At 39.2% G+C, this 24,436-nt stretch carries 21 protein-coding genes; all 21 read left to right on the top strand.

What is annotated here, in order from left to right:
* Positions 1-149: 149 nt before the first annotated feature.
* The 21 genes from asd (at position 150) to recA (ending at position 24,245) form a co-directional block, all read left to right on the top strand.
* Positions 150-1,193, top strand: a complete 1,044-nt coding sequence (gene asd, locus MMB68_RS01940; protein ID WP_013058824.1) for an aspartate-semialdehyde dehydrogenase — start codon at positions 150-152, stop codon at positions 1,191-1,193.
* Positions 1,194-1,232: 39 nt separating this feature from the next.
* Positions 1,233-2,465 (top strand): aspartate kinase, encoded by a 1,233-nt coding sequence (gene dapG, locus MMB68_RS01935; RefSeq protein ID WP_221784434.1) that lies wholly within the window; start codon positions 1,233-1,235, stop codon positions 2,463-2,465.
* A 75-nt stretch (positions 2,466-2,540) separates the two neighbouring features.
* On the top strand, positions 2,541-3,413 hold the full coding sequence (gene dapA / locus MMB68_RS01930) for a 4-hydroxy-tetrahydrodipicolinate synthase (protein ID WP_277548107.1): 873 nt from the start codon (positions 2,541-2,543) through the stop codon (positions 3,411-3,413).
* A 196-nt stretch (positions 3,414-3,609) separates the two neighbouring features.
* Positions 3,610-5,277: a ribonuclease J gene (locus MMB68_RS01925; protein ID WP_221784432.1), complete on the top strand. Its 1,668-nt coding sequence runs from the start codon at positions 3,610-3,612 to the stop codon at positions 5,275-5,277.
* A gap of 105 nt (positions 5,278-5,382) precedes the next feature.
* On the top strand, positions 5,383-6,135 hold the full coding sequence (locus MMB68_RS01920) for a ClpP family protease (protein WP_277447180.1): 753 nt from the start codon (positions 5,383-5,385) through the stop codon (positions 6,133-6,135).
* Positions 6,132-6,341, top strand: a complete 210-nt coding sequence (locus MMB68_RS01915) for a YlzJ-like family protein (protein ID WP_221784431.1) — start codon at positions 6,132-6,134, stop codon at positions 6,339-6,341. The genes MMB68_RS01920 and MMB68_RS01915 overlap by 4 nt, the downstream gene beginning before the upstream one ends.
* A gap of 138 nt (positions 6,342-6,479) precedes the next feature.
* Positions 6,480-8,837, top strand: coding sequence for an FtsK/SpoIIIE family DNA translocase (locus tag MMB68_RS01910; protein WP_264408518.1), 2,358 nt, complete (start codon positions 6,480-6,482; stop codon positions 8,835-8,837).
* A gap of 632 nt (positions 8,838-9,469) precedes the next feature.
* On the top strand, positions 9,470-10,195 hold the full coding sequence (locus MMB68_RS01905; RefSeq protein ID WP_028411389.1) for a GntR family transcriptional regulator: 726 nt from the start codon (positions 9,470-9,472) through the stop codon (positions 10,193-10,195).
* A gap of 133 nt (positions 10,196-10,328) precedes the next feature.
* Positions 10,329-11,417: a BMP family lipoprotein gene (locus MMB68_RS01900; protein ID WP_221784429.1), complete on the top strand. Its 1,089-nt coding sequence runs from the start codon at positions 10,329-10,331 to the stop codon at positions 11,415-11,417.
* Positions 11,418-11,536: 119 nt separating this feature from the next.
* Positions 11,537-13,066 carry an ABC transporter ATP-binding protein gene (locus MMB68_RS01895; protein ID WP_277548105.1) on the top strand — a complete coding sequence of 510 codons (1,530 nt, stop codon included), beginning with the start codon at positions 11,537-11,539 and terminating at the stop codon, positions 13,064-13,066.
* Positions 13,063-14,124 carry an ABC transporter permease gene (locus MMB68_RS01890; RefSeq protein ID WP_264408516.1) on the top strand — a complete coding sequence of 354 codons (1,062 nt, stop codon included), beginning with the start codon at positions 13,063-13,065 and terminating at the stop codon, positions 14,122-14,124. The genes MMB68_RS01895 and MMB68_RS01890 overlap by 4 nt, the downstream gene beginning before the upstream one ends.
* A complete protein-coding gene (locus tag MMB68_RS01885; protein ID WP_013084750.1) occupies positions 14,121-15,080 on the top strand; it encodes an ABC transporter permease in 960 nt (319 codons plus the stop codon). Before MMB68_RS01890 ends, MMB68_RS01885 begins: the two co-directional genes overlap by 4 nt.
* Positions 15,081-15,338: 258 nt before the next feature.
* A complete protein-coding gene (yfmF, locus tag MMB68_RS01880) occupies positions 15,339-16,634 on the top strand; it encodes an EF-P 5-aminopentanol modification-associated protein YfmF (protein ID WP_221784427.1) in 1,296 nt (431 codons plus the stop codon).
* Positions 16,621-17,904: an EF-P 5-aminopentanol modification-associated protein YfmH gene (yfmH, locus tag MMB68_RS01875; protein ID WP_221784426.1), complete on the top strand. Its 1,284-nt coding sequence runs from the start codon at positions 16,621-16,623 to the stop codon at positions 17,902-17,904. The genes yfmF and yfmH overlap by 14 nt, the downstream gene beginning before the upstream one ends.
* A gap of 63 nt (positions 17,905-17,967) precedes the next feature.
* The gene (ymfI, locus tag MMB68_RS01870) at positions 17,968-18,693 is read left to right on the top strand and encodes an elongation factor P 5-aminopentanone reductase (RefSeq protein ID WP_221784425.1); all 726 of its coding nucleotides are present in this window, start codon (positions 17,968-17,970) and stop codon (positions 18,691-18,693) included.
* 65 nt (positions 18,694-18,758) lie between these two features.
* A complete protein-coding gene (locus tag MMB68_RS01865) occupies positions 18,759-19,019 on the top strand; it encodes a DUF3243 domain-containing protein (RefSeq protein ID WP_013058809.1) in 261 nt (86 codons plus the stop codon).
* A gap of 213 nt (positions 19,020-19,232) precedes the next feature.
* The gene (locus MMB68_RS01860; RefSeq protein ID WP_013058808.1) at positions 19,233-20,024 is read left to right on the top strand and encodes a DUF3388 domain-containing protein; all 792 of its coding nucleotides are present in this window, start codon (positions 19,233-19,235) and stop codon (positions 20,022-20,024) included.
* 12 nt (positions 20,025-20,036) lie between these two features.
* Positions 20,037-21,020: a helix-turn-helix domain-containing protein gene (locus MMB68_RS01855; RefSeq protein WP_277548101.1), complete on the top strand. Its 984-nt coding sequence runs from the start codon at positions 20,037-20,039 to the stop codon at positions 21,018-21,020.
* Between the two features lie 144 nt (positions 21,021-21,164).
* Positions 21,165-21,749, top strand: a complete 585-nt coding sequence (pgsA, locus tag MMB68_RS01850; protein WP_013058806.1) for a CDP-diacylglycerol--glycerol-3-phosphate 3-phosphatidyltransferase — start codon at positions 21,165-21,167, stop codon at positions 21,747-21,749.
* 16 nt (positions 21,750-21,765) lie between these two features.
* Complete coding sequence (locus MMB68_RS01845; protein WP_269870342.1) at positions 21,766-23,007, top strand: competence/damage-inducible protein A; 1,242 nt, start codon at positions 21,766-21,768, stop codon at positions 23,005-23,007.
* 200 nt (positions 23,008-23,207) lie between these two features.
* Positions 23,208-24,245: a recombinase RecA gene (recA, locus tag MMB68_RS01840; protein WP_013058804.1), complete on the top strand. Its 1,038-nt coding sequence runs from the start codon at positions 23,208-23,210 to the stop codon at positions 24,243-24,245.
* Positions 24,246-24,436: the final 191 nt, after the last annotated feature.

Below are 24,436 nucleotides of genomic sequence, written 5' to 3'. Positions count from 1 at the left end.
GCGGCTGTAAGAGAACTCTCAATCTCAAAGAAGAGAAGATTTTAAAAATCTTCTCTTCTTTGACGCAATGAAGCATAATAATATGTTAAAATAGTCAGTATATGCAGATAAATGTTGAGTAGTTGAAAATTGTTGGAGGCGGTATTAAAATGACAAGAGAATTACATGTAGCAGTAGTAGGAGCAACAGGTGCAGTAGGACAACAAATGATTAAAACCCTACAGGAGCGTAATTTTCCAGTTGGTAAATTAACGTTATTATCTTCAGCTCGTTCAGCTGGTAAAAAAGTGTTGTTTAACGGAGAAGAAGTTGTTGTGCAAGAAGCAACTCCTGATAGCTTTGAAGGCGTAGACATTGCTTTATTCAGTGCAGGCGGGAGCATTTCAAAAGCACTTGCACCAGAGGCAGTAAAACGCGGAGCAATCGTTGTAGACAACACAAGCGCTTATCGAATGGATGAAAATGTCCCGTTAGTTGTGCCGGAAGTGAATGAAGACGCATTACACGCACATAACGGAATCATTGCTAATCCAAACTGCTCTACAATTCAAATGGTTGCAGCATTACAGCCGTTGCGCGAAACATACGGCTTATCTAAAGTGCTAGTATCAACGTATCAAGCCGTTTCTGGAGCAGGCGCTGCTGCAATTAATGAATTAAAAGAACAAGCCAAAGCTATTTTAGAAGAAAAAGAGTTTACACCGGAAATTTTACCGGTTGGTGGAGATAAAAAACATTATCAAATTGCTTTTAATGCTATTCCGCAAATTGATAAATTTCAAGATAACGGTTTTACATTTGAAGAAATGAAAATGATTAATGAAACGAAGAAAATTATGAGCATGCCTGAATTGCCAGTAGCTGCTACTTGTGTTCGTCTACCGGTTGTAACAGGTCATTCAGAGTCAGTGTACATTGAAATTGAAAAAGACGGTGTAACGGTAGCTGATGTGAAAAATTTATTGGCTGATGCACCTGGTATCGTATTGCAAGATGATCCAGAAAATCAAGTATATCCAATGCCAGCAGATTGTGTAGGTAAACGAGATGTGTTTGTCGGCCGTATTCGTAAAGACTTAGATCGCGATAACGGTTTCCATATGTGGATCGTTTCTGATAACTTGTTAAAAGGTGCAGCTTGGAATTCTGTACAAATTGCAGAATCACTTATTAAGCTTAGCTTAGTAAAATAAGCGCAACCAGAGTGTCTCGGAACATGATGAGGTGTAAGTATGAAAATAATCGTCCAAAAATTTGGAGGAACTTCCGTTCGTAACGAAGAAGGAAGAGCGAGAGCAATCTATCATTTAAATAATGCGTTAAGTGAGGGTTACAAAGTAGTCGTTGTTGTATCGGCAATGGGACGAAAAGGTGAGCCGTATGCAACGGATACATTGCTTTCACTTGTTGATGGAAATAAAGCGTCTCTTAATAAACGTGAGCTTGATATGCTTATGGCATGTGGAGAATTGATTTCATCGGTTGTGTTTACGAATTTATTAAACGAAAATGGTATTAAAGCTACAGCGTTAAACGGCGCACAGGCCGGGTTTGTGACGAATGATGATTTTACCAATGCCAAGATACTAGAGATGAAATGCGACCGTTTGTTAAAAGAATTAGAAGAATATGATGTCGTTGTTGTAACAGGCTTTCAAGGGGCAACTACTGAAGGTGATACAACAACGCTTGGACGCGGAGGCAGCGATACATCTGCTTCAGCTTTAGGTGCAGCCCTTATGGCTGATTATATTGACATTTTCACAGATGTAGAAGGTGTGATGACAGCGGACCCGCGTATTGTAGAAGATGCAAGACCGCTATCCGTTGTCACATATAACGAAATATGCAACATGGCTTATCAAGGTGCAAAAGTGGTTCACCCACGTGCCGTAGAGATCGCCATGCAAGCAAAAGTGCCGATGCGCGTCCGTTCCACGTATGCTGATTCAGCAGGTACGCTCGTTACATCTCAAGGTGAAGCACAGCAGCGTGGAAGCGATGTGCAAGAACGCCTTGTAACAGGCATCGCGCACGTATCCAACGTCACTCAAATTAAAGTTTTTAGTAAAGAAGGCCATTATGATACGCAAGCAGAAGTATTCAAAGCAATGGCACAAGAAAAAATCAGCGTAGATTTTATCAATATATCACCGAAGGGTGTTGTATATACGGTAACAGATGAAGCAACTGACAAAGCGATTGATGTGCTTCATGGGCTGGGGTATGAGCCGGCTGTTATTCGCAACTGTGCCAAAGTGTCAACGGTTGGAGCAGGAATTGCAGGGGTGCCTGGTGTTACATCTAAAATTGTTACAGCCCTTTCTGGCGAAGGTATTCAGATTTTACAATCTGCTGACAGCCATACGACGATTTGGGTGCTTGTAAAAGAAGAGGATTTAAAGAAAGCCGTTAATGCTCTTCATGGTGCCTTTGACTTGTCAAAAGCACCGCAAAAGAGATAAACTACATGTTCCGTTAGCTATAAGCTAACGGTTCATTACATGAATAGGGATAATGCAATTTCAAGGAGTGAAAACATGATTGATTTTGGGAAAGTCGCAACAGCGATGGTAACGCCTTTTGATCATAAAGGAAATATTGATTTTGAAAAAACAACGCAGCTTATTAACTATTTAATCAGCAACGGTTCGGACGCGTTGGTTATTGCAGGAACAACGGGTGAATCTCCTACGCTTTCAACGGAAGAAAAGCTGGCGCTGTTCCGCCACTCAGTAAAGGTAGTAGACGGCCGTGTACCTGTTGTTGCTGGTACGGGAAGCAACAATACGTATGCATCAATTGAATTAACAAAAAAGGCAGAAGAAATCGGCGTAGATGCGATTATGATTGTAGCACCTTATTACAACAAGCCGAATCAGGAAGGCTTATATCAGCACTTTAAAACAATTGCTGAAAGTACAGAGCTGCCTGTCATGTTATACAATATTCCAGGGCGATCTGTGATCAATATGTCTATTGATACAATTGTACGCCTAGCTGAACTGCCAAATGTTGTAGCGTTAAAAGATGCAAGCGGAGACCTTGACGCAATGACAGCTATTATCGCACAAACAAGCGATGATTTTGCTTTATACAGCGGTGATGATGGCTTAACACTACCGGTATTAGCAATTGGAGGAACTGGCATTATTTCTGTTGCCTCTCACGTTATTGGAAATGAAATGCAAGAGATGGTTAAGCTGTATGAGTCAGGAAATCCGAAAGAAGCAGCAAAAATTCATCAGCGTATTTTACCCGTTATGAAATCTCTTTTTGCGGCTCCAAGTCCAACGCCTGTTAAAACGGCTTTACAGCTAAAAGGGTTAGACGTAGGATCGGTACGATTACCTTTAGTTCCGTTAACGGAAGAAGAACGCCAAACGTTAGTCAGCACATTAAATACGATATAAGCTCTATAAGTATGTTTTTTAAACGTCTCTTCATTGACCGTATATACGAGTCGATGAAGAGACGTTTTTTTCTTATAAGATAATAGAAGAGCAGATGACGGAAATAGACGAATGAAATCTCTTGTATTCCAATTCTTACTTCAGTTATAATGTAAGCAAATGAAATTGTACGGGTGAAAGTAAGTAGGAGGAGCTTATGGTACTAGAAAAGACAGAAAATATTAAAATTTCAGCCTTGGGTGGAGTCGGAGAGCTTGGAAAAAACATGTATGTGGTGGAAATCAATGAAAACATATATGTGTTAGATGCAGGGTCAAAGTTTCCGGGAGGAGAAATGTTGGGAATTGATATTGTCATTCCGGACATTACATATTTAGTAGAAAATCAGCAGAACGTAAAAGGCATATTTGTTACTCATGGACACGAAGAGCAAATTGGCGCTATTCCCTTTATACTTCAAAAATTGGATGTGCCTGTATATGGTACAGAATTAACGCTAGCACTCATCAAAGAAAAGTTAAAAGAGTATGGAATTAAAAAATATGAAGCTTTACATCCTATCACTTCGTCAACGGTTTTATCGTTTGAAGGAGTGGATATTTCATTTTTCAGAACGCAGCACAGCATACAAGATTCAGTCGGCATTTGTTTACAAACAAATCAAGGTGCGATTGTATATACAGGTGATTTTAAATTTGATCAAAATTCAGTCAGCATTCAAAGCGCTGATATTGGAAAAATGGCTGCCATTGGGGAAAAAGGCGTGCTGTGTTTGCTTTCAGACAGTACAAATGCGGATAAGCCGGGCTATACAGTTTCCGAAGCGGTTATCGGACAAAATATTACCGACGCTTTTTATAAAAGCAAAGGTCGAATCATTGTTGCTGCATACAGTTCCAATCTCCACCGTATTCAGCAAATCATTCATGCCGCATATCAGCACGGCCGTAACCTGATCGTTATGGAAAAAAGTATGCTGAAAATCATTGATATTGCAGCAAAACTTGGACATTTGCAGCTGCCTGAGGATTTAATTGTTCCTGCGCAAAAGCTAAAAGATCTTCCAGAACATGAAACGGTTATTTTAACAACAGGTCATCACGGAGAGCCGATTTTAGGTCTTACTCGAATGGCTAAACAGTCCCATAAATTTATTCAAATCAAACAAGATGATACGGTCCTGCTGGCTGCTACACCTGTAGCGGGGCACGAAACGACCTTTTCAAAAACAATTGACGTCATCTTTCGTTTAGGAGCAAGCGTAGTGTTTGCTCAGAAGAAAGTGCAGGCTTCCGGACACGGCAGTCAAGAAGAATTAAAATTTATGATTAACTTAACAAAGCCGAAATATGTCATGCCTGTGAATGGAGAGTATCGAAAACAAAAAGCTTATGCAAAGCTGGCCGGTCAATTAGGAATATCAGAAGATCATATTTGTTTGCTTGAAAAAGGTGAGCGAGTTGAGTTTAAAGATGCTTGCATGTACCCTAGCGGTTCTATTCAAGCAGGAAATACGCTCATTGATGGACTAGGCGTCGGTGATATTGGAAATATCGTTCTGAGAGACCGCAGGCTGCTTTCACAGGACGGAATCTTAACGGTAGTAGTTACGATTAATAAACGCCAAAAAACGGTAGTAGCGGGGCCAGAAATCATCTCGCGCGGATTCGTCTATGTAAGAGAATCAGAAAAGCTTTTAGAAGAAGCAACTAAGATTGTTCAGCAAATTTTAGAAAAGTGTATGGAAGACAAAGTGATCGAGTGGTCCTCATTAAAATTAAAAATGAGAGAAAGTTTAAATCAATTTTTATATGAAAAAACCCGTCGTAAACCGATGATTTTACCGATTATCATGGAAATCTAATGTGAAGCCTTCCCGCTGGGAAGGCTTTTTATTTGCAGCTGATGCGGATGTAATAACTATGAGAAGTTCATACTACTACTATCAATAAGTGAAAGGAGCTAGAATATGTTTGAAAATAACGAAAGATTACATTCTGATGAAGCGCCCCAGCAGCCTAATAAAAATGAAGAAAGCAAGGGCGGAATATTAGATAAAATTCAACAATTAGGACAGACCAACGTGGCTCAGCCTCCTCAGGATTCTAATATTCACTGTTTAACGATTGTAGGACAAATCGAAGGGCACATGCAGCTGCCTCCTCAAAACAAAACGACAAAATATGAGCATGTCATCCCGCAAATTGTGGCGATTGAACAAAATCCAAAAATTGAAGGATTGCTTATCATCTTGAATACAGTAGGTGGAGATGTAGAAGCGGGTCTTGCAATTGCTGAAATGATTGCTTCGTTATCCAAGCCTTCTGTGTCCATTGTGTTAGGAGGCGGACATTCAATCGGTGTTCCAATTGCGGTTTCAACTGATTATTCGTATATTGCCGGTACAGCGACCATGACCATTCATCCTATTCGCTTAACAGGTCTTGTTATTGGTGTACCGCAAACATTTGAATACTTGGATAAAATGCAAGAGCGCGTGATTAACTTTGTGAGAGAACATTCTCATATTTCAGAAGAAAAGTTTAAAGAACTTATGTTTTCAAAAGGGAACTTAACGCGTGATATCGGGACAAATGTAGTTGGCGGAGATGCTGTTTCATACGGGTTAATTAACGAAGTAGGCGGAGTTGCTCAAGCGATCAAAAAATTGAATGAACTGATTGAACAAGGACGTCAGAATGAGGAGCAGCTGCTGCAATGATTTTGTATACAATGATGCCGCAAGAACTGATCTTTGAGCAGTCTTATCATCAAGAACAATCTCAGCCAAAGCTTATTAACCATAATGGAATCCCGGTTATTGTTGAAGAAAATGAACAAAAGCAACAGCAAATTGTGAGGATTTTAAGCACGAATCCTCAAGATTATTTGAATGAAAATTATTATCCTGGTCAAATTTTGTCGTAAGGATTTCAGTATAATTATGGTGAATATGGTATAATGAATATGACGAAGAAGGCAGCCGCTGTATTGGCTGCTTTTTTATTCAACTGATAAAAGAAACAAAATCAACATAGAGTGTTGGACGTTGATTGGAGTGGAAAAATGGCAAAGAAAAAACGAAGAGGTCAAATAAAAAAGGATGAATGGAAACGCATATTGCGCTTTGAGCTTATTGGCTTATTTTTATTAGCATTAACGTTAATTGCCATGGCAGGACTTGGTGCTGTAGGACAGGCCCTTGTACTAGTGGTCCGCTTATTTATTGGCGAATGGTATATGCTGTGTTTAATCGGAATGGCTATTCTATCTGTTTATATTATTTGGAAAAGGGAAATGCCTCCTTTAGTGACGCGGCAGCTTATCGGTACATATCTCATTATTTTATCTATTTTACTGTTTAGTCATGTTACGTTATTTGAAAATCTATCAAAAAACGGAACGTTTACAGATCCGTCTGTCATTATGAACACGTGGGATTTGTATATGCTCGAAGCAACGGGCCAATCAAATCACAGCGATTTAGGCGGAGGGATGATGGGAGCTATTATGTTTGCCATGTTCTACTATCTATTTGATAGCTTAGGAACAGAACTTATCGCTGCCTTGCTTATTGTGATTGGTGTACTGCTTATTACCGGACGTTCGCTTCACGAAACGGTATTAAAACTTCTGTCACCTCTAGTGAATTTTTTAACAACGGAGTTAAAAGAAGGCTGGCAAGATATTCAGACGTGGAAACATAAAAAGAAAAAAGCCCCTAAAACAACAAAAAAGAGACGCCAAGAAAAAGCTGTTCAAGAACCTGAAGAAAGTATGGAAATAGAAGTAGAAGCACCTTCGCCTCCAATTATTGAACACTTTGACTACGGAGAGGAAGAGTCTAGTCAACCTCCTGCTGCTCCTATAGCTCCGGTGCCGCCGGTTATGGAATCGAAGCCTGTAGCTGCTGCACCGCAACAGCCAAGGCCGCAAAAGGAACAGGAAGAAGAAAAAGCTCCTATGATTACATTTACTGAAACGGAAAATAAAGAGTATGAGCTTCCTCCTATCAAGCTATTAACGATGCCAAAGAAAAGCAACCAGGCAAAAGAGCATAAAAACATTTATAAAAATGCCGAAAAACTTGAAAAAACGTTTCAAAGTTTCGGCGTAAAAGCAAAAGTGGCAAAAGTTCACCTTGGACCAGCTGTTACAAAATATGAAGTATATCCTGATGTAGGAGTAAAAGTAAGTAAGATTGTCAATTTAAGTGATGATCTAGCACTTGCATTAGCTGCCAAAGATATTCGGATTGAAGCTCCAATTCCCGGGAAATCAGCGGTAGGAATTGAAGTGCCGAACGAAGAAGTAGCGATGGTTTCACTTAGAGAAGTACTTGAAGCAACTGAAAATAACCGACCGGATAAAAAGCTATTAGTTGGTTTAGGAAGAGATATTTCAGGCGAAGCTGTGCTAGCAGAGCTTAATAAAATGCCTCATATGCTTGTAGCAGGGGCAACAGGAAGCGGAAAAAGTGTGTGTATCAATGGTATTATTATTAGTATTTTAATGAGGACAAAGCCTCATGAAGTAAAATTAATGATGATTGACCCTAAAATGGTTGAGCTCAATATGTACAATGGTATTCCACATTTATTGGCTCCTGTTGTAACGGATCCGAAAAAAGCTTCTCAAGCCTTAAAGAAAGTTGTAAATGAAATGGAGCGACGTTATGAGCTGTTTTCACACAGCGGAACGAGAAACATTGAAGGATATAACGATTTAGTAAAACGTATGAATGATGATGGAGACGCCGATGCAAAACAGCCGACTCTTCCTTATATTGTGGTGATTGTCGATGAGTTGGCTGACTTGATGATGGTTGCTTCATCTGACGTCGAAGATTCGATCACGCGTCTTGCTCAAATGGCTCGTGCTGCCGGCATTCATTTGATTATTGCTACGCAGCGACCATCAGTAGATGTTATTACGGGAGTTATTAAAGCAAATATTCCTTCCCGAATTGCTTTTAGTGTGTCTTCACAAACTGACTCTCGTACAATCTTAGATATGGGAGGAGCTGAGAAGCTTCTAGGAAGAGGAGATATGCTGTTCATGCCTGTTGGAGCTTCAAAACCTGTGCGTGTGCAAGGTGCCTTTTTATCAGATGAAGAAGTAGAAGAGATTGTTGATTTTGTAATTGCACAGCAAAAAGCGCAGTATCAAGAAGAAATGATTCCAACCGATGCTCCTGAACAAGTTGATGATTTTGCAGATGAGCTATATGACGAAGCGGTACAGCTTGTAGCAGAAATGCAAACAGCTTCTGTTTCTATGCTGCAGCGACGCTTTCGAATTGGCTATAACCGGGCTGCGCGCTTAATCGATGCGATGGAAGAGCGTGGAGTGGTAGGACCCTATGAAGGAAGTAAGCCGCGTTCCGTGCTGATTTCTCAGCAAAATGAGGATGTTGGATCTTAATAATGTTACTAGAAAAGATGAGGCTGGGACAAAAGTATTTTAGCTCAAGTGAAAAACGAACCATTAATCAACATGTTTGATTAGCGGTTCGTTTTTTTTGTTATGGTGAACATAGGTTTCATCTGTCTCGTTCCTTCTAGCAGTTGATTGAAGGTCAAGGCGAAGATCCTGCAGGAAAAGCGCAAGCGACGAGGAGGCTCATCGCCCGTCGAAACCGGAGGCTTGCACGGAAATTAACTGCGGTGTCACAAGATGTTCAGCTCATGTATTCCATTTGTTCATCTTTAGATTGATTCATTTCGTTATGTCTCAACCTCATTTTTATGGAATAAGAGACGGTAAGAATAGTATCATACAAAAATATGTCATGCTAAATAAATGAAATAAAAACGAATATTAAAAAATTTAATGACTAAAATGTTTGGTTTTTATCTAATATTAGAAGAAAAGCAGGTTGTTAGGTATGCTGACATTAAAAAATAACAAAAATTCATTTTTTTAAAAAAATATTAAAAATTTTAATAAAAAATTAATATAACCTATTTATTTATCTGTCGAAAAATGATATATTATTTTCGATTAAGTAGTCGAACATCAGAGGTCTGATGACTTTTTAATATGGAGGAAGAGTGATGTCTATACGTGCGGATAATCGGCACTTGTATTTACAAGTGATTGATAAAATTAAACAAAATATAGAAAAAGGAATTTTTAAAGAAAAGGAAAGACTCCCTTCAGAGTTTGATTTATCAAAGCAACTAGGGGTTAGCCGCGCAACGCTACGTGAGGCACTTCGCATATTAGAAGAAGAGAATATTATTGTTCGCAGACACGGCGTGGGAACATTTGTCAACACGAAGCCTACTTTTTTGTCAGGAATTGAGCAATTAAATAGTATAACACATATGATTGAACAAGCCGGTATGAAGGCTGGAACAATCTTCTTATCTTCTCAAATACAAGAGTTGTCTGAAAATGATTTAACACGTTTTGCTTGCGGGGAAGATGAACAGATTTTATTTGTTGAACGGGTGAGAACGGCAAACGGAGAGCCGGTGGTATATTGCATGGACAAGGTTCCTCAAAAAATATTGCCTGAAAATTTTGAATATAAACAAGAGTCTTTGCTAGAAATCCTTGAAAAACAAGCAGGAAAGCACATTTCATACGCCGTGGCAAACATTGAGCCTCTAGGCTATCATGAAAAAGTTTCTCCTATTTTACAATGCGAACCAGAAACCGCTTTGCTTGTACTGAAACAAATGCATTATGACCAGTATGATGAACCTATTTTATATTCCATCAATTATTTTAAGGCTGATCAATTCAGTTTCCAAGTACTGCGTAAGCGCGTCTAGTTTTTTTGTGTTTAAATGTCAGAAAATTTACAACTGTTTAACATTGTCCTTTTAAGGAGGTGTCAAATGTAGGTCACAAGGACGAAATAGAAAATTGGCTTTATACTTTTAAAACTATTCAGGGGGTTAAAACATGTTAAAACGTAAAACGGGACTTGCATTATCATTAGTATTAGCGGCAGGAACACTTTTAAGCGCGTGTGGCTCAGACGACGCAGGTAAGAGCGGCGGAGATAAAAAAGCGGCGGATTTTAAAGTGGGAATGGTAACAGATACGGGCGGGGTAGATGATAAATCGTTTAACCAATCTGCTTGGGAAGGTCTGACAAAGTTCGGGAAAGATAACGGACTTGATGAAGGGACTGGATATAAGTATTTGCAGTCTACAAAAGCATCTGAATACGAGAGCAATCTTTCTAAATTTGCTGAGAGTGGCTACAACTTGACGTATGGAATTGGCTTTTTATTAAAAGAAGATATTAAAAAAGCAGCAAAGCAGTATCCTGATGCTAACTTTGCATTAGTAGACGATACGCTAAAGTCAGAGAACTTAGATAACGTGGCAAGCATTCTATTTAAAGAAGAGCAAGGCTCCTTCTTAGTAGGGGTAGTGGCGGCTAAACAAACAAAAACGAACAAAATCGGCTTTATCGGAGGCGTTGAATCTCCATTAATCAAGAAGTTTGAAAACGGATTTAAAGCAGGTGTTAAATCTGTAAACCCAGATGCTGAAGTTATCTCTCAATACGCAGAAAGTTTTAACTCTCCAGAAAAAGGTTCGGCTATTGCTTCTACGATTTACAGCAAAGGCGCTGATATTATTTATCAAGCGGCTGGCGGTACTGGAAACGGCGTATTTACAGAAGCTAAAAACCGTTCAAAAGGCGGGAAAGAAAAAAAGGTTTGGGTAATTGGAGTTGACCGCGATCAGCATGAAGAAGGTATGCCTGAAAACGTAACGTTAACGTCGATGGTTAAACGCGTTGACTTGGCTGTAGAAGATGTTGCCAAAAAAGCAATGGACGACAAATTTCCTGGTGGTAAAGAAGTTGTGTTTGGCTTAAAAGAAGACGGAGTAGGAATTGCTCCATCACAAGATAATGTAAGTAAAGATGCGTTAAAAGCAGTTGATGAGTATAAGCAAAAAATTCTAGACGGTGACATTACAGTGCCTCAAACGGATAAAGAATTTAAAGAGTTTGAAAAAACGCTAAAAAAATAAGCTGACGTCTGTTAAGCAATGATTATATGAGTATAAAAGGCTAGTGAAAACTAGCCTTTTTCATAGCCAAAAAACCGAAGACAGAATCCTGTAGCAGGCAGGAATAGGGAGTGAAAGCAGTGGAATATGTTATTGAAATGCTAGATATTCGCAAAGAATTTCCCGGTATTGTCGCTAATGACAATATTACACTCCAAGTGAAAAAGGGAGAAATTCATGCTTTGTTAGGAGAAAATGGTGCCGGTAAGTCAACGCTGATGAACGTTTTATTTGGACTTTATCAGCCTGAAAAAGGGCAGATTCGTGTAAACGGTCAAGAAGTCAAAATCACGGACCCTAACGTAGCGAACGACTTAGGGATTGGGATGGTTCATCAGCACTTTATGCTTGTTCAAAACTTTACAGTAACAGAAAATATTATTCTTGGAAACGAACCGACGCGAACGGGGAAAATCAACATCAAAAAAGCAGCTCAAGATATTCAAGAGCTTTCAAATCAATATGGATTATCGGTAGATCCATATGCGAAGATTCAAGATATCTCAGTTGGCATGCAGCAGCGAGTGGAAATTTTAAAAACGCTTTACAGAGGAGCCGATATTCTTATTTTTGATGAACCTACTGCCGCCTTAACACCTCAGGAAATTACGGAATTAATTCAAATTATGAAAAAGTTAATTCAAGAAGGAAAGTCAATTATTTTAATTACGCATAAATTAAAAGAAATTATGTCAGTGTGCGACCGCTGTACAATTATTCGAAAAGGTGTGGGAGTTGGCACGGTAAATGTGCAAGAGACGAACCCTGATGAACTTGCTGCTTTAATGGTAGGAAGAGAAGTTCATTTTAAAACTGAAAAGAAAACAGCGACTCCAAAAGAAGCTGTGTTAACAATAAAAGAATTAGTAGTAGAAGACAGCCGAGGAGTAGAGGCTGTAAGTTCACTTAATCTAAGCGTTCGAGCAGGCGAAATTGTAGGCATCGCGGGTGTAGATGGAAATGGTCAAACAGAGCTGATTGAGGCAATTACGGGTCTGAGAAAAATAAAGTCGGGTTCGATCACATTAAAAAATCAAGAACTGTCTACGTTATCGACTCGTAAAATTACGGAGTCAGGAGTAGGACATATTCCGCAGGATCGCCATAAGCACGGACTGGTATTAGATTATACAATTGGTGAAAATATCGGTCTTCAAACGTATTATCAAAAGCCGATGTCTAAATCAGGTATTTTGAATTATAAAGAGCTGTATAAAAAAGCAAAAGAGTTAATTGCAGAATATGATGTGCGAACGCCTAGTGAATTTACACAAGCGCGATCGCTATCGGGCGGAAATCAGCAAAAAGCCATTATTGCCCGTGAAGTAGACCGTAGTCCGGAACTATTAATTGCAGCTCAGCCAACGAGGGGGCTGGACGTAGGAGCCATTGAATTTATTCATAAAAAGCTGATTGAAGAACGAGATAAAGGACGAGCAGTGCTGCTCGTTTCGCTAGAACTAGATGAAGTAATAAATTTAAGCGATCGCATTGCGGTTATTTACGAAGGGAAAATAGTCGACATTGTAGATCCAAAAGAAACGAATGAACAAGAGTTAGGCTTATTAATGGCAGGCGGTACGCGTGAGAAAGCGGGTGGAACAGCATGAATAAACTTGTGAAAAATGAACGTGTAATGACGATTTTGATCCCTGTTGTATCGGCCATATTAGGACTCATTGCCGGAGCGGTTATTATGTTACTAGGCGGCTATGATCCAATGCTTGGCTATCAATCTCTTTTTGACGGGATGTTTGGAACGCCAAAAGCCATTGGAGAAACGATTCGTGCCATGACTCCTCTTGCTCTGGCTGGTATCGCGGTTGCGTTTGCTTATAAAACCGGTCTCTTTAACATTGGAGTAGAAGGACAGCTTTTAGTTGGCTGGTTGGCTTCAGTATGGGTTGGATATGCGTTTGATTTACCAGCAGTCATTCATATTCCTTTAGCTGTATTAGCAGCAGCTGCAGCTGGAGCAGTTTGGGCGTTTATTCCAGGATTTTTAAAAGCAAAATTTCATGTTCATGAAGTAATTGTTTCCATAATGATGAACTATATTGCCCTTTATACAACGAGCAGCTTAATCCGTACGTATTTATATGCGGGTAATGAAAAATCGTATGATATTAAAGAATCGGCATCTTTAGCATCAAGCTTTTTAGCACAGTTAACCAATAACTCTCGCCTTCATTACGGCATTCTTATTACCATCGCTGCAGCCGTTGTAATGTGGTTTATTTTGAATAAAACAGCTAAGGGCTTCGAGCTAAGAGCTGTTGGTTTTAATCAGCATGCTTCACAGTATGCAGGAATGAATGTAGGCCGAAACATTGTGTTATCCATGGCGATTTCAGGCGCTTTTGCCGGGCTTGCCGGGGCAATGGAAGGGCTTGGAACATTTCAGTATATGGGCACATTCACTGCGTTTACAGGTACGGGGTTTGACGGTATCGCCGTAGCCCTTTTAGGAGCTAACAGCGCAATTGGAATTTTATTAGCTTCATTCTTTTTCGGAGGATTGCAAACGGCGGCTCCTCAAATGAACTTTATGACAGGGGTACCGTCTGAATTAATTCAAATTGTCATTGCGCTTATTATCTTTTTTGTTGCATCTAGTTATTTAATTCGCTGGGTGCTTGGCCGTGCAGGCAAGGGGGGAGCAAAATGAACTTCTTAGAGGTGTTAGCCATTATTATTCCAGCGGCGCTTTATTCAGCTGCACCGCTTATCTTTACCGCGCTCGGAGGGATATTTAGTGAACGTTCCGGGGTCGTGAACATCGGATTAGAAGGGCTGATGATGTTTGGCGCGTTCACAGGTATTGTCTCAACCCTTTTACTTCAGGATTCATTAGGTGCTTGGGCCCCGTGGGTAGCGATAGTAATTGCGGCTGTTGTTTGCGCTGTGTTCTCGCTGATTCATGCTGTTGCAAGTATTACATTAAAAGCAGATCAAACGGTAAGTGGTGTAGCGCTGAATTTTCTAGCTGCGGGTCTTTCGATCTTTTTAATCAAAAAGATTTTTGGGAAAGGACAAACAGATTTTATCCAATTCCGTATCGATAAAGTAAGTATTCCAGGTCTATCAGATATTCCAGTAATCGGTAAAATTCTGTTTTCGAATGTTCCTATTACGTCTTATATTGCAATTGCGCTAGCTTTTGCTGTATGGTACATCATTTATAAAACACCATTTGGTCTTCGTCTTCGTTCAGTTGGTGAACACCCAATGGCAGCAGACACGATGGGGATCAAAGTTGTGAGAATGCGTTATGTTGGCGTTATGATTTCCGGCATGTTCGCTGGAATCGGCGGAGCGGTGTATGCTACGTCTATCGCTACAAACTTTGCAGCGGGAACGATTGCTGGACAAGGGTTCCTTGCTATTGCAGCTATGATTTTTGGAAAATGGCATCCTATTGGTGCTTTAGGTGCAGCCATGTTTTTCGGATTAGCACAGTCTTTGAGTATCACGGGAGCTCAGATTCCGGTTATTCAAGATATCCCATCCGTCCTTTTAACTATTGCACCGTACGTATTAACAATCTTAGCACTTACTGGTTTTGTAGGACGTGCTGAGGCTCCTAAAGCGCTGGGCGTTCCTTATGAAAAAGGCCGCCGCTAATAAATCCGCTATATAAGGTCTAACAATGACTAAAGTTGGATAAATATAGAAGGTGGAGACAAAGAAATCATATTCTTTTCTCCGCCTTTTTTTCATTGAGAGAAAGAATATGAAAAGAAATGAGGAAGCGCGCGGCAAGTTACTTGAAAATGTTTCCTTGAATTCGATATAGTGGTTATAAGACTAAAATTAGCGTTAAAGATTCAAAATAGAAGTATTGTCTAGTTAATACATCAAAATTTAAAAGGAGGTTTATATATGAAATTATTGACTGAACAAAAACATGAACTAGAAGGATTGACTGTTCATACCATTCAAACAGCTAAGTACAAAACAAACACGTTCATTTTAAAACTAAATGCCCCTTTAGATAAGAAAACGGTGACAATGCGTGCCCTTTTACCTTATGTGCTTCAAAGCGCTACCGAGTCGCTGCCGTCTACGACAAAGCTTCGTACATATTTAGATGAGCTTTATGGTGCTACTTTACAAGTAGACTTAACAAAAAAAGGTGATAACCACGATATTACGATTCGCATTGATATAGCAAATGAAAAATATTTGAAAGATTCAACTCCGCTTTTGCAAAAAGCGTTAGCGCTTCTTGGCGATATTTTATTAAAGCCAGCAGTTGAAGGGGACTCTTTTTTAAAGGATATTATGACAAAAGAAAAGCGTTCGCTTCGTCAGAGAATTCAAGCCGTATTTGATGATAAAATGCGCTATGCTAATTTAAGACTAGTTGAAGAAATGTGTAAAGAAGAACCTTACTCTTTACATGTAAACGGTCAAATTGACGACGTGGAAGAAATTACAGGTGAAAGTTTGTACGCCTATTATCAGAAGGTGTTAAAAGAAGATGCCATTCACCTTTATGCTATTGGAGATTTGCAAGTCGAAGAGGTTTTACAAACAGTAAAAGAAACATTTACGTTACCAAAGCGCGAGCAAAAAGATATTGAAGATTCTATTACGTCTAAAGATATCTCAAAAGTAAATGAAGTAGTGGAAAAACAAGAAGTAAAACAAGGGAAATTAAATATTGGCTACCGCACAAATGTTGTATATGGAGATAGACAGTATTTTGCTCTGCAAGTATTTAACGGTATATTCGGAGGTTTCTCACATTCTAAGCTATTTATCAATGTGCGTGAAAAAGCAAGCTTAGCCTATTATGCCGCTTCAAGGGTAGAAAGTCATAAGGGATTACTGATGGTTATGTCGGGTATTGATGCTAAAAATTACGACCAAGCCGTTACCATTATTAAAGAACAAATGCAGGAGATGAAGCAAGGGTCGTTTACAGACGGCGAAATCGCTCAAACAAAAGCCGTCATTCACAATCAGCTGCTTGAAACGGTGGATACTCCACGAGGACTAGTAGAGGTTATGTATCATAATGAATTAACAGGTAAAGATATTTCAATTGACGAATACTTAAAGCATATTGATGCGGTATCTAAGCAGGAAATTATTAAAGTGGCTGAGAAAATTGAGATGGATACAATTTATTTCTTAACAGGAACGGGCGGTGAAGAAAATGGAGAAAATTGAATTTTCGCAGCTTCAGGAACAGCTGTATCATGAAAAAATGGATAACGGGCTGCAAGTATATATTTTGCCAAAGCCGGAGTTTAACAAAACGTTTGCTACCTTTACAACGAACTATGGATCGATTGACAATCAATTTGTACCACTAAATGAAAATGAAATGACAAAAGTTCCGGACGGAATCGCACACTTTTTAGAGCATAAATTATTTGAAAAAGAAGACGGGGATGTTTTTCAGCAGTTTAGTAAACAAGGCGCTTCGGCCAATGCGTTTACTTCTTTTACCCGCACAGCTTACTTATTCAGCTGTACGTCAAATTTTGAAGAAAACCTTGAAACATTAGTGGATTTTGTACAAGAGCCGTACTTCTCAGAAAAAACGGTCGAAAAAGAAAAAGGCATTATCGGTCAAGAAATTACAATGTATGACGACAATCCGGACTGGCGCTTGTATTTTGGTACCATTCAAAATATGTACAAAAACCACCCTGTTAAAATTGATATTGCAGGCACGATCGAATCGATTTCACATATCAATAAAGATTTGCTGTATACATGCTATGAAACGTTCTACCATCCAAGCAACATGCTGTTGTTCATTGTAGGTCCTGTTGATGCAGAAAAGGTAATGAAGCAAGTTCGAGAAAATCAGCAGAAAAAAGATTATAAAGAAATATCTGACATACAGCGTCATTTTGACGAAGAGCCTGAAACGGTGGATCAAGAAAAACAAGTACTAAAAATGCCGGTGCAGTCTTCTAAATGTATGGTGGGTCTAAAAGCGAAAAATCCGCAGCGTTCAGGTGGAGAAATGCTTAAATATGAGTTAGCAATGAATATTATCTTAGATTACGCATTTGGCAAAAGCTCTTCGTACTATGAGGAGTTATATGCAGACGGGCTTATTGATGAAACATTTGCTTATGATTATACGGAGGAAAGAGGATTTGGTTTTGCTCTTATTGGAGGAGATACGGACCAACCGGAGCAGCTGTATGATCGAGTTAAACAAATTTTACTTGAAATGAAAACAAAATCACTAACTGAAGAAGAACTTGAGCGTATCCGTAAAAAGAAAATCGGCGGATTTTTACGTTCATTAAACTCACCTGAGTTTATCGCTAATCAGTTTACACGCTATGCATTTAATGATATGAATTTATTTGATATTGTTGAAACGCTGGAAAAATTGAAGGTGAACGAAATAAAAGATGTGCTAAACGAGATTATTGATGAAAAGAACTTTACGGTTTGTGAAGTAGTACCTAAATGAAGATGATTGTTGCCAAAAAAGCTGATGTTCATCAGCTTTTTTGCATGTAAAGGAGAGAAGGTTATGGAGAAATTTGCCCTTGTGACAGGTGCAAGCGGAGGAATTGGCACAGCAATTGCTAAGCAATTGGCTGAGGAAGGATATTCGCTTATTTTGCATTACCACCAACGAAGAGACAGAATAGAGGAGCTTGCACATGAGCTTGCTGAAAAGGTAAAAACCGTGTTTACGGTACAAGCGGATTTATCATGTAAAGAGGGAGTGGAGAAGTTTTTAGAGGAAATTATTGTTCCCGTAGAAGTGATTATTCATAACAGCGGACGAAGTGTTAGCGGGTTAATGACAGATACTCAGGCAAGAGAAACCGAAGAAATGATCTATCTTCACATCACGGCTCCCTTTGTTATTACCAAAGCTTTATTACCTAAAATGATTAGTGCTAAAAGCGGACAAATCATCATGATTTCTTCCATTTGGGGACTTACAGGAGCTTCGTTTGAAGTCCTTTATTCCATGGTAAAAGGTGCACAAAATACGTTTGTAAAAGCTTTGGCAAAAGAGGTTGCACTAAGTGGGATTCGAGTAAATGGAGTTGCGCCTGGAGCGATTGAAACGGATATGATGGCCAGCTATTCAAAAGAAGAGGTCAAGGAGCTGGCTGAAGAGATCCCTTTAGGAAGAATAGGATATCCAAAAGAAGTGGCAGATGCTGTTTCATATTTAATATCTTCACGAGCTTCCTACATAACGGGACAAATATTATCGGTTAATGGTGGTTGGTACATATAAAGTGTGCATAAAATCAAAAACACGGTACAAACTATGATATGAATAAACCTTAAGGAGGGCTACTCATGTCAGTATTAGAAAACTGGGATAGCTGGAAAGATTTTTTAGGCGACCGTTTACATCATGCGCAAAACGAAGGAATGCAAGAAGAAGTTATTCATGATCTTGCTTATCAAATTGGTGGATATTTAGCAAACCAAGTTGATGCAAAAAATGATCAAGAGCGAATTTTAGCAGACCTTTGGAGCGTTGCTTCTAAAGAAGAGCAGCATGCGATTGCGAGCAGCATGGTGAAATTAGTTCAAAATAACGGATCAGTAAAATAATTTATCGTTTCTAAAAAGGAGCTAATTCACCGCGTGTGAAAGCTCCTTTTTTCTTAGAATTAAATAGTACAAATAAATAAGCGCTTACATACATAACAAATGTAGAACTACTTGTCTTTAGGGTTTATAATATAATGGAAATCATTTATAGTTAAACTAGGTGAAAAAAAGGGGGCACCTCTCGAAGGCCAGCCAAGAAATGGGAGGGGTTTGATGGAGAAAATTGAGTGGTATTTAGAATATCAAATACAAAAAAATCGTCCGGGTCTTTTAGGTGATATTTCATCGCTTCTTGGAATGTTGTCAATTAATATTGTCACAATCAATGGAGTGGATGATATTCGCCGTGGATTATTGCTGCGCTGTGATTCACATGAGCAAATAGACAGGCTTGAATCTATTTTGAAAACAATGGATAATATCATTGTGACAAAAATGAGACCGCCTAAATTGCGTGATAAGTTAGCAGTGCGTCACGGTCGCTATATTCAGCGGGACGCAGATGATAAAAAGACGTTCCGTTTCGTAAGAGATGAATTAGGTTTGCTCGTAGATTTTATGGCGGAACTGTTTAAACAAGACGGTCATAAGCTTATCGGCATTCGGGGGATGCCGCGCGTAGGCAAAACCGAATCCATTGTAGCAGCTAGCGTATGTGCGAACAAAAGGTGGCTTTTTGTGTCTTCTACACTCTTAAAACAAACGATTCGCAGTCAGCTTATTGCTGACGAATACAACGCTGATAATATTTTTATTATTGACGGGATTGTATCGACAAAACGAGCGAATGAAAAGCACTGGCAGCTTGTTCGAGAAGTAATGAATGTACCCGCGACAAAAATTGTGGAGCATCCGGATGTATTTGTACAAAATACCGAGTATTCGTTAGATGATTTTGCCTACATTATTGAAATAAGAAACGACCCCAATGAGAAAATTACATATGAAATAATGGAAGGTCCTCAAATGTTTCAAGACGGTGGATTATCGATGTTTGATTTTTAGCATAATTGGTAGGTGTTAGCATTGACAGAGTTAGGACAAAGGTTAAGACAAGAACGAGAAAGCAAAGGATTGTCGTTAGAGGATTTACAAAAACTAACGAAAATTCAAAAACGCTATTTACTTGGCATTGAAGAAGGCAATTATGAGGTTATGCCGGGGAAATTTTACGTACGAGCGTTTATTAAGCAATACTGCGAAGCAATTGGGTTGGACACAGATGCTATTTTTGAAGAATACAAATCAGACATTCCTTCAACTCAAACAGAAGACATGCCGCAGCAGCTTTCGCGCGTTCGCAGCCGCAAAGAAATTCCTCAGCATACAAAAGGAGTTTCAAAAGCATATGACTACCTTCCAACTGTTCTAGTGGTGGCGGGAGTTGTAGTTGTTGGGATTATTATTTGGGTAATCGCTCAAAATATCGTCTCGGATAAAAACAAGGAGCAGGCTAACCAAGAAGCTCCAAACAGCGAAGTTCAGCAGTCTAACACGCAGGAAGAAACGAATGAAACTACTGCAAAAAATGACAATAGCAAGTCAGAAGATGAACAAAGTGCTGCTGATAAGAAAGAACAAGAAAAAGAAAAAGCTGAAAAAGAAAAAGCCGCAAAAGAAAAAGCTGAGAAAGAAAAAGCTGAAAAAGAAAAGAAAGACAGCAGTAAACAAGAATACAAGGAAGTTCAAAAAACAGGCAGAAGTGCTACGTATGCTCTTTCCGGTACAGATGCATTTAATCTAGAAGTAACATCCACTCAAGCAGATACTTGGTTAGATGTGAAAAATGGAAAAGGAAATGCCTTCTTTAGCTCCATTCTAAAAAAAGGTGAAACAAAACAATTTGATTTGACGAAAGAAACTGAAGCTCGTGTCAACATCGGTTATTCACCTGGAGTAGAGTTAAAAGTAAATGGAAAAGCGGTTGACTTGCCGTTTGATTCATCCAAGCAAGTTCGACAAGTTGTAACGATTCAATATCAGCCGGCAGAAGCACAGTAAACACCCTGTTTTAAAAAGTGATCAGGGTGTAAATAAAGATAATATGTGAATTAATCATTCATTCACGCTATAATAAAACCAAAGCCGTGCAAACAACTTCGTTTGCACGCTTTCAGTTTGTAACAGTAATTGGAGGCAGAAGAAGTGAATTTACCAAACAAGATTACCATTTCGCGGATTTTTCTAATTCCCGTATTCCTCATTTTTATGATGGTGCCGCTACCATTTGGCACAGTGGAGGCGGCAGGAAAAGAGATTCCGATCGCTCACCTATTAGGGGCAGCATTATTTATTATTGCATCTACAACAGACTGGATAGACGGATACTATGCTCGAAAGTACGATTTAGTCACGAACTTGGGTAAATTTTTAGATCCACTAGCAGACAAGCTATTGGTTTCAGCTGCGCTTGTAGCTATTGTTGACTTAGATTTAATTGCAGGTGCAGGATGGGCTGCTATCATCATTATTAGCCGTGAATTTGCTATCACTGGTTTAAGACTTGTACTAGCAGGGGAAGGGGAAGTTGTAGCAGCAAATATGTTAGGTAAAATTAAAACATGGACTCAAATTTTAGCTATTTCAGCTATTCTGTTGTATAACTTGCCTTTTGAATGGGTTTCCATTCCATTTGCTAGCGTAATGCTTTGGATCTCAGTGATTTTTACGGTTATTTCAGGCTGGGACTACTTTGCTAAAAACAAACAGGCTTTTGTTAACTCAAAATAAGCAAGATGGAGATGATATGATGAACGCTGAAATTATTGGAGTCGGCTCTGAGCTGCTGCTTGGACAAATTGCCAATACAAACGCTCAGTATTTATCGAAAAAATTAGCCGAACTTGGAATTAATGTTTACTATCATACGGTAGTAGGAGATAATGCACAGCGCTTAAAAGAAGTGATTGCTACAGCTCAAACGCGTGCAGAGTTAATTATTTTCACAGGCGGGCTTGGTCCTACAAAAGATGACTTAACAAAAGAAACAATTGCGAGTGTGCTAGGAGTAGAGCTGACAACAAATGCAGAAGCACTTGAAAGCATTGAAGCCTATTTCAAACAGTCAAATCGTGTCATGACACCTAACAATAAAAAACAGGCAATTGTGCTAGAAGGTTCAGCAGTGCTCCCTAACGATTACGGAATGGCTCCAGGTATGGGGCTTACGGTAGAGGGAAAACACTATATGCTATTTCCAGGGCCACCAAAAGAGCTTTATCCAATGTATGAATCGTATGGTCAAGAATTTCTAGCTCAAAAGCTTGAATTAAAAGAAAGTATTGAATCACGCGTTCTTCGCTTTTTCGGAATAGGAGAATCACAGCTTGAGACGGAAATTGAAGATTTGCTTGATGCGCAAACCAACCCGACGATTGCGCCGCTAGCAGGAGATGGAGAAGTGACGCTTCGCTTAACTGCTAAGCACGCTGATACTGCTGAAGCACAGCGCATGTTAGACGAAGTGGAAAAAACCATTTCAGAGCGCGTAGGCGATTATTTATATGGGTATGAAACAACTTCTTTACATAATGAATTGGTAAAAGAATTAACGGCACAAGGATTAACGATTGCTTCAGCCGAGAGTTTAACCGGCGGTTTATTCAGCGAACGTTTAACAACTGTTTCAGGTGCTGGAGAAGCAGTAAAAGGCAGCCTGGTCGCCTATCATTATGAAATCAAGCAAAATATTCTCGGAGTGAGCGAACACACGCTGAATCAGTACGGAGCCGTTAGCGAGCAGTGCGCGGCTGAAATGGCTCAGCGTATTCAACAGTTATGTAAAACAGATATTGGCATCGGGTTTACAGGTGTAGCTGGACCCTCCAAACAAGAAGGACATCCTGTAGGAACAGTATATATAGGAGTAGCCTATAAAGATCAAGCTCCTCAAGTTTACAGCCTGCAGCTATCTGGAAGCCGCCAGGGGATTCGTTCACGAACGGTTAATTATGGCTGTCATTACGTATTAAAGATGATAAAAAAATAAAGAAAAAAAGGCTGTTTAGTTTTTCCAAAACAGCCTTTTTTTTATAAAATAATAAACGAACATTTATTCGCTTTTTGCTTGTCAAACGACTCAAAAACTAGTATAGTAAGTTATAGAAAGTTGTTAATTCGACATTGCTACTACATCGTAGTAAGTTTGCAGTTTATAGATGATTTTAAAGAGATAGAGGAGGAAATTGAGTGAACGATCGTCAAGCAGCCCTTGATATGGCTTTAAAACAAATTGAAAAGCAATTTGGTAAAGGTTCAATTATGAAATTAGGTGAACAAACGGAAAAAAGAATTTCTACAATTCCAAGTGGTTCATTAGCGTTAGATATAGCTTTAGGTGTAGGTGGATATCCACGTGGACGTGTAGTTGAAGTATATGGTCCCGAAAGCTCAGGTAAAACAACAGTCGCTCTTCATGCGATTGCAGAAGTTCAACAGCAGGGCGGACAGGCTGCATTTATCGATGCGGAGCACGCGTTAGATCCTGTATATGCTCAAAAATTAGGTGTGAATATTGATGAGCTATTATTATCTCAGCCTGATACGGGAGAACAAGCTTTAGAAATCGCTGAAGCTTTAGTTCGAAGCGGTGCAGTAGATATTATCGTTGTTGACTCAGTAGCAGCATTAGTGCCAAAAGCGGAAATTGAAGGGGAAATGGGAGACTCTCACGTGGGTCTACAAGCTCGTTTAATGTCTCAAGCGTTGCGTAAACTATCTGGAGCTATCAACAAGTCTAAAACAATCGCTATCTTTATTAACCAAATTCGTGAAAAAGTCGGCGTTATGTTTGGTAACCCTGAAACAACTCCTGGTGGACGTGCGCTTAAATTCTATTCTTCAGTGCGTCTAGAAGTGCGTCGTGCAGAGCAGTTAAAGCAAGGAAACGATATTGTAGGTAACAAAACAAGAATTAAAGTTGTGAAAAACAAAGTAGCTCCGCCTTTCCGTGCTGCTGAAGTAGATATTATGTACGGAGAAGGTATTTCAAAAGAGGGTGAAATTTTGGATATCGCTTCTGAACTAGATATTGTTCAAAAAAGTGGATCTTGGTATTCATATAATGACGAGCGTCTAGGTCAAGGTCGCGAAAATGCAAAACAATTCTTAAAAGAAAATACTGATATTCGTCAGGAAATTGCGGGACAAGTGCGTGAACATCATGGTTTAGACCAAGATGGAGAGCCAGCTCCTGAGGATGACGATCAAGGCGATTTAAATATTTAATTTGCTGCGAGATAAAAAAAGACTCCTCTATTTCAAAGAAGGGGTCTTTTTTTTGTAAAAATTGTTAATGCTAGAAAAGTAACATACGAAATTTCAATATATACTGTAGAGGCAGGCTTGACAATAAAAATGCACAGATTTACAATTAAGATGTATATTTTCCCTTTTTAAAACATTTTAGCGTTTAAAAG

Source organism: Priestia sp. Y58 (genome assembly GCF_029522095.1).
Lineage (GTDB): Bacteria > Bacillota > Bacilli > Bacillales > Bacillaceae_H > Priestia > Priestia megaterium_E.
Note: the sequence above shows the minus strand (reverse complement) of the source record. Positions and strands in the feature narration are given on the sequence as shown.

Coding starts and splice junctions, on each gene's coding strand:
- ymfI (WP_221784425.1), top strand. CDS start 17,968: ATGGAGAAATTTGCCCTTGTGACAGGTGCAAGCGGAGGAATTGGCACA.
- MMB68_RS01860 (WP_013058808.1), top strand. CDS start 19,233: ATGGAGAAAATTGAGTGGTATTTAGAATATCAAATACAAAAAAATCGT.
- dapG (WP_221784434.1), top strand. CDS start 1,233: ATGAAAATAATCGTCCAAAAATTTGGAGGAACTTCCGTTCGTAACGAA.
- MMB68_RS01920 (WP_277447180.1), top strand. CDS start 5,383: ATGTTTGAAAATAACGAAAGATTACATTCTGATGAAGCGCCCCAGCAG.
- MMB68_RS01925 (WP_221784432.1), top strand. CDS start 3,610: ATGGTACTAGAAAAGACAGAAAATATTAAAATTTCAGCCTTGGGTGGA.
- MMB68_RS01890 (WP_264408516.1), top strand. CDS start 13,063: ATGAATAAACTTGTGAAAAATGAACGTGTAATGACGATTTTGATCCCT.
- yfmH (WP_221784426.1), top strand. CDS start 16,621: ATGGAGAAAATTGAATTTTCGCAGCTTCAGGAACAGCTGTATCATGAA.
- MMB68_RS01910 (WP_264408518.1), top strand. CDS start 6,480: ATGGCAAAGAAAAAACGAAGAGGTCAAATAAAAAAGGATGAATGGAAA.
- MMB68_RS01905 (WP_028411389.1), top strand. CDS start 9,470: ATGTCTATACGTGCGGATAATCGGCACTTGTATTTACAAGTGATTGAT.
- asd (WP_013058824.1), top strand. CDS start 150: ATGACAAGAGAATTACATGTAGCAGTAGTAGGAGCAACAGGTGCAGTA.
- MMB68_RS01915 (WP_221784431.1), top strand. CDS start 6,132: ATGATTTTGTATACAATGATGCCGCAAGAACTGATCTTTGAGCAGTCT.
- MMB68_RS01885 (WP_013084750.1), top strand. CDS start 14,121: ATGAACTTCTTAGAGGTGTTAGCCATTATTATTCCAGCGGCGCTTTAT.
- MMB68_RS01900 (WP_221784429.1), top strand. CDS start 10,329: ATGTTAAAACGTAAAACGGGACTTGCATTATCATTAGTATTAGCGGCA.
- yfmF (WP_221784427.1), top strand. CDS start 15,339: ATGAAATTATTGACTGAACAAAAACATGAACTAGAAGGATTGACTGTT.
- MMB68_RS01865 (WP_013058809.1), top strand. CDS start 18,759: ATGTCAGTATTAGAAAACTGGGATAGCTGGAAAGATTTTTTAGGCGAC.
- MMB68_RS01845 (WP_269870342.1), top strand. CDS start 21,766: ATGATGAACGCTGAAATTATTGGAGTCGGCTCTGAGCTGCTGCTTGGA.
- dapA (WP_277548107.1), top strand. CDS start 2,541: ATGATTGATTTTGGGAAAGTCGCAACAGCGATGGTAACGCCTTTTGAT.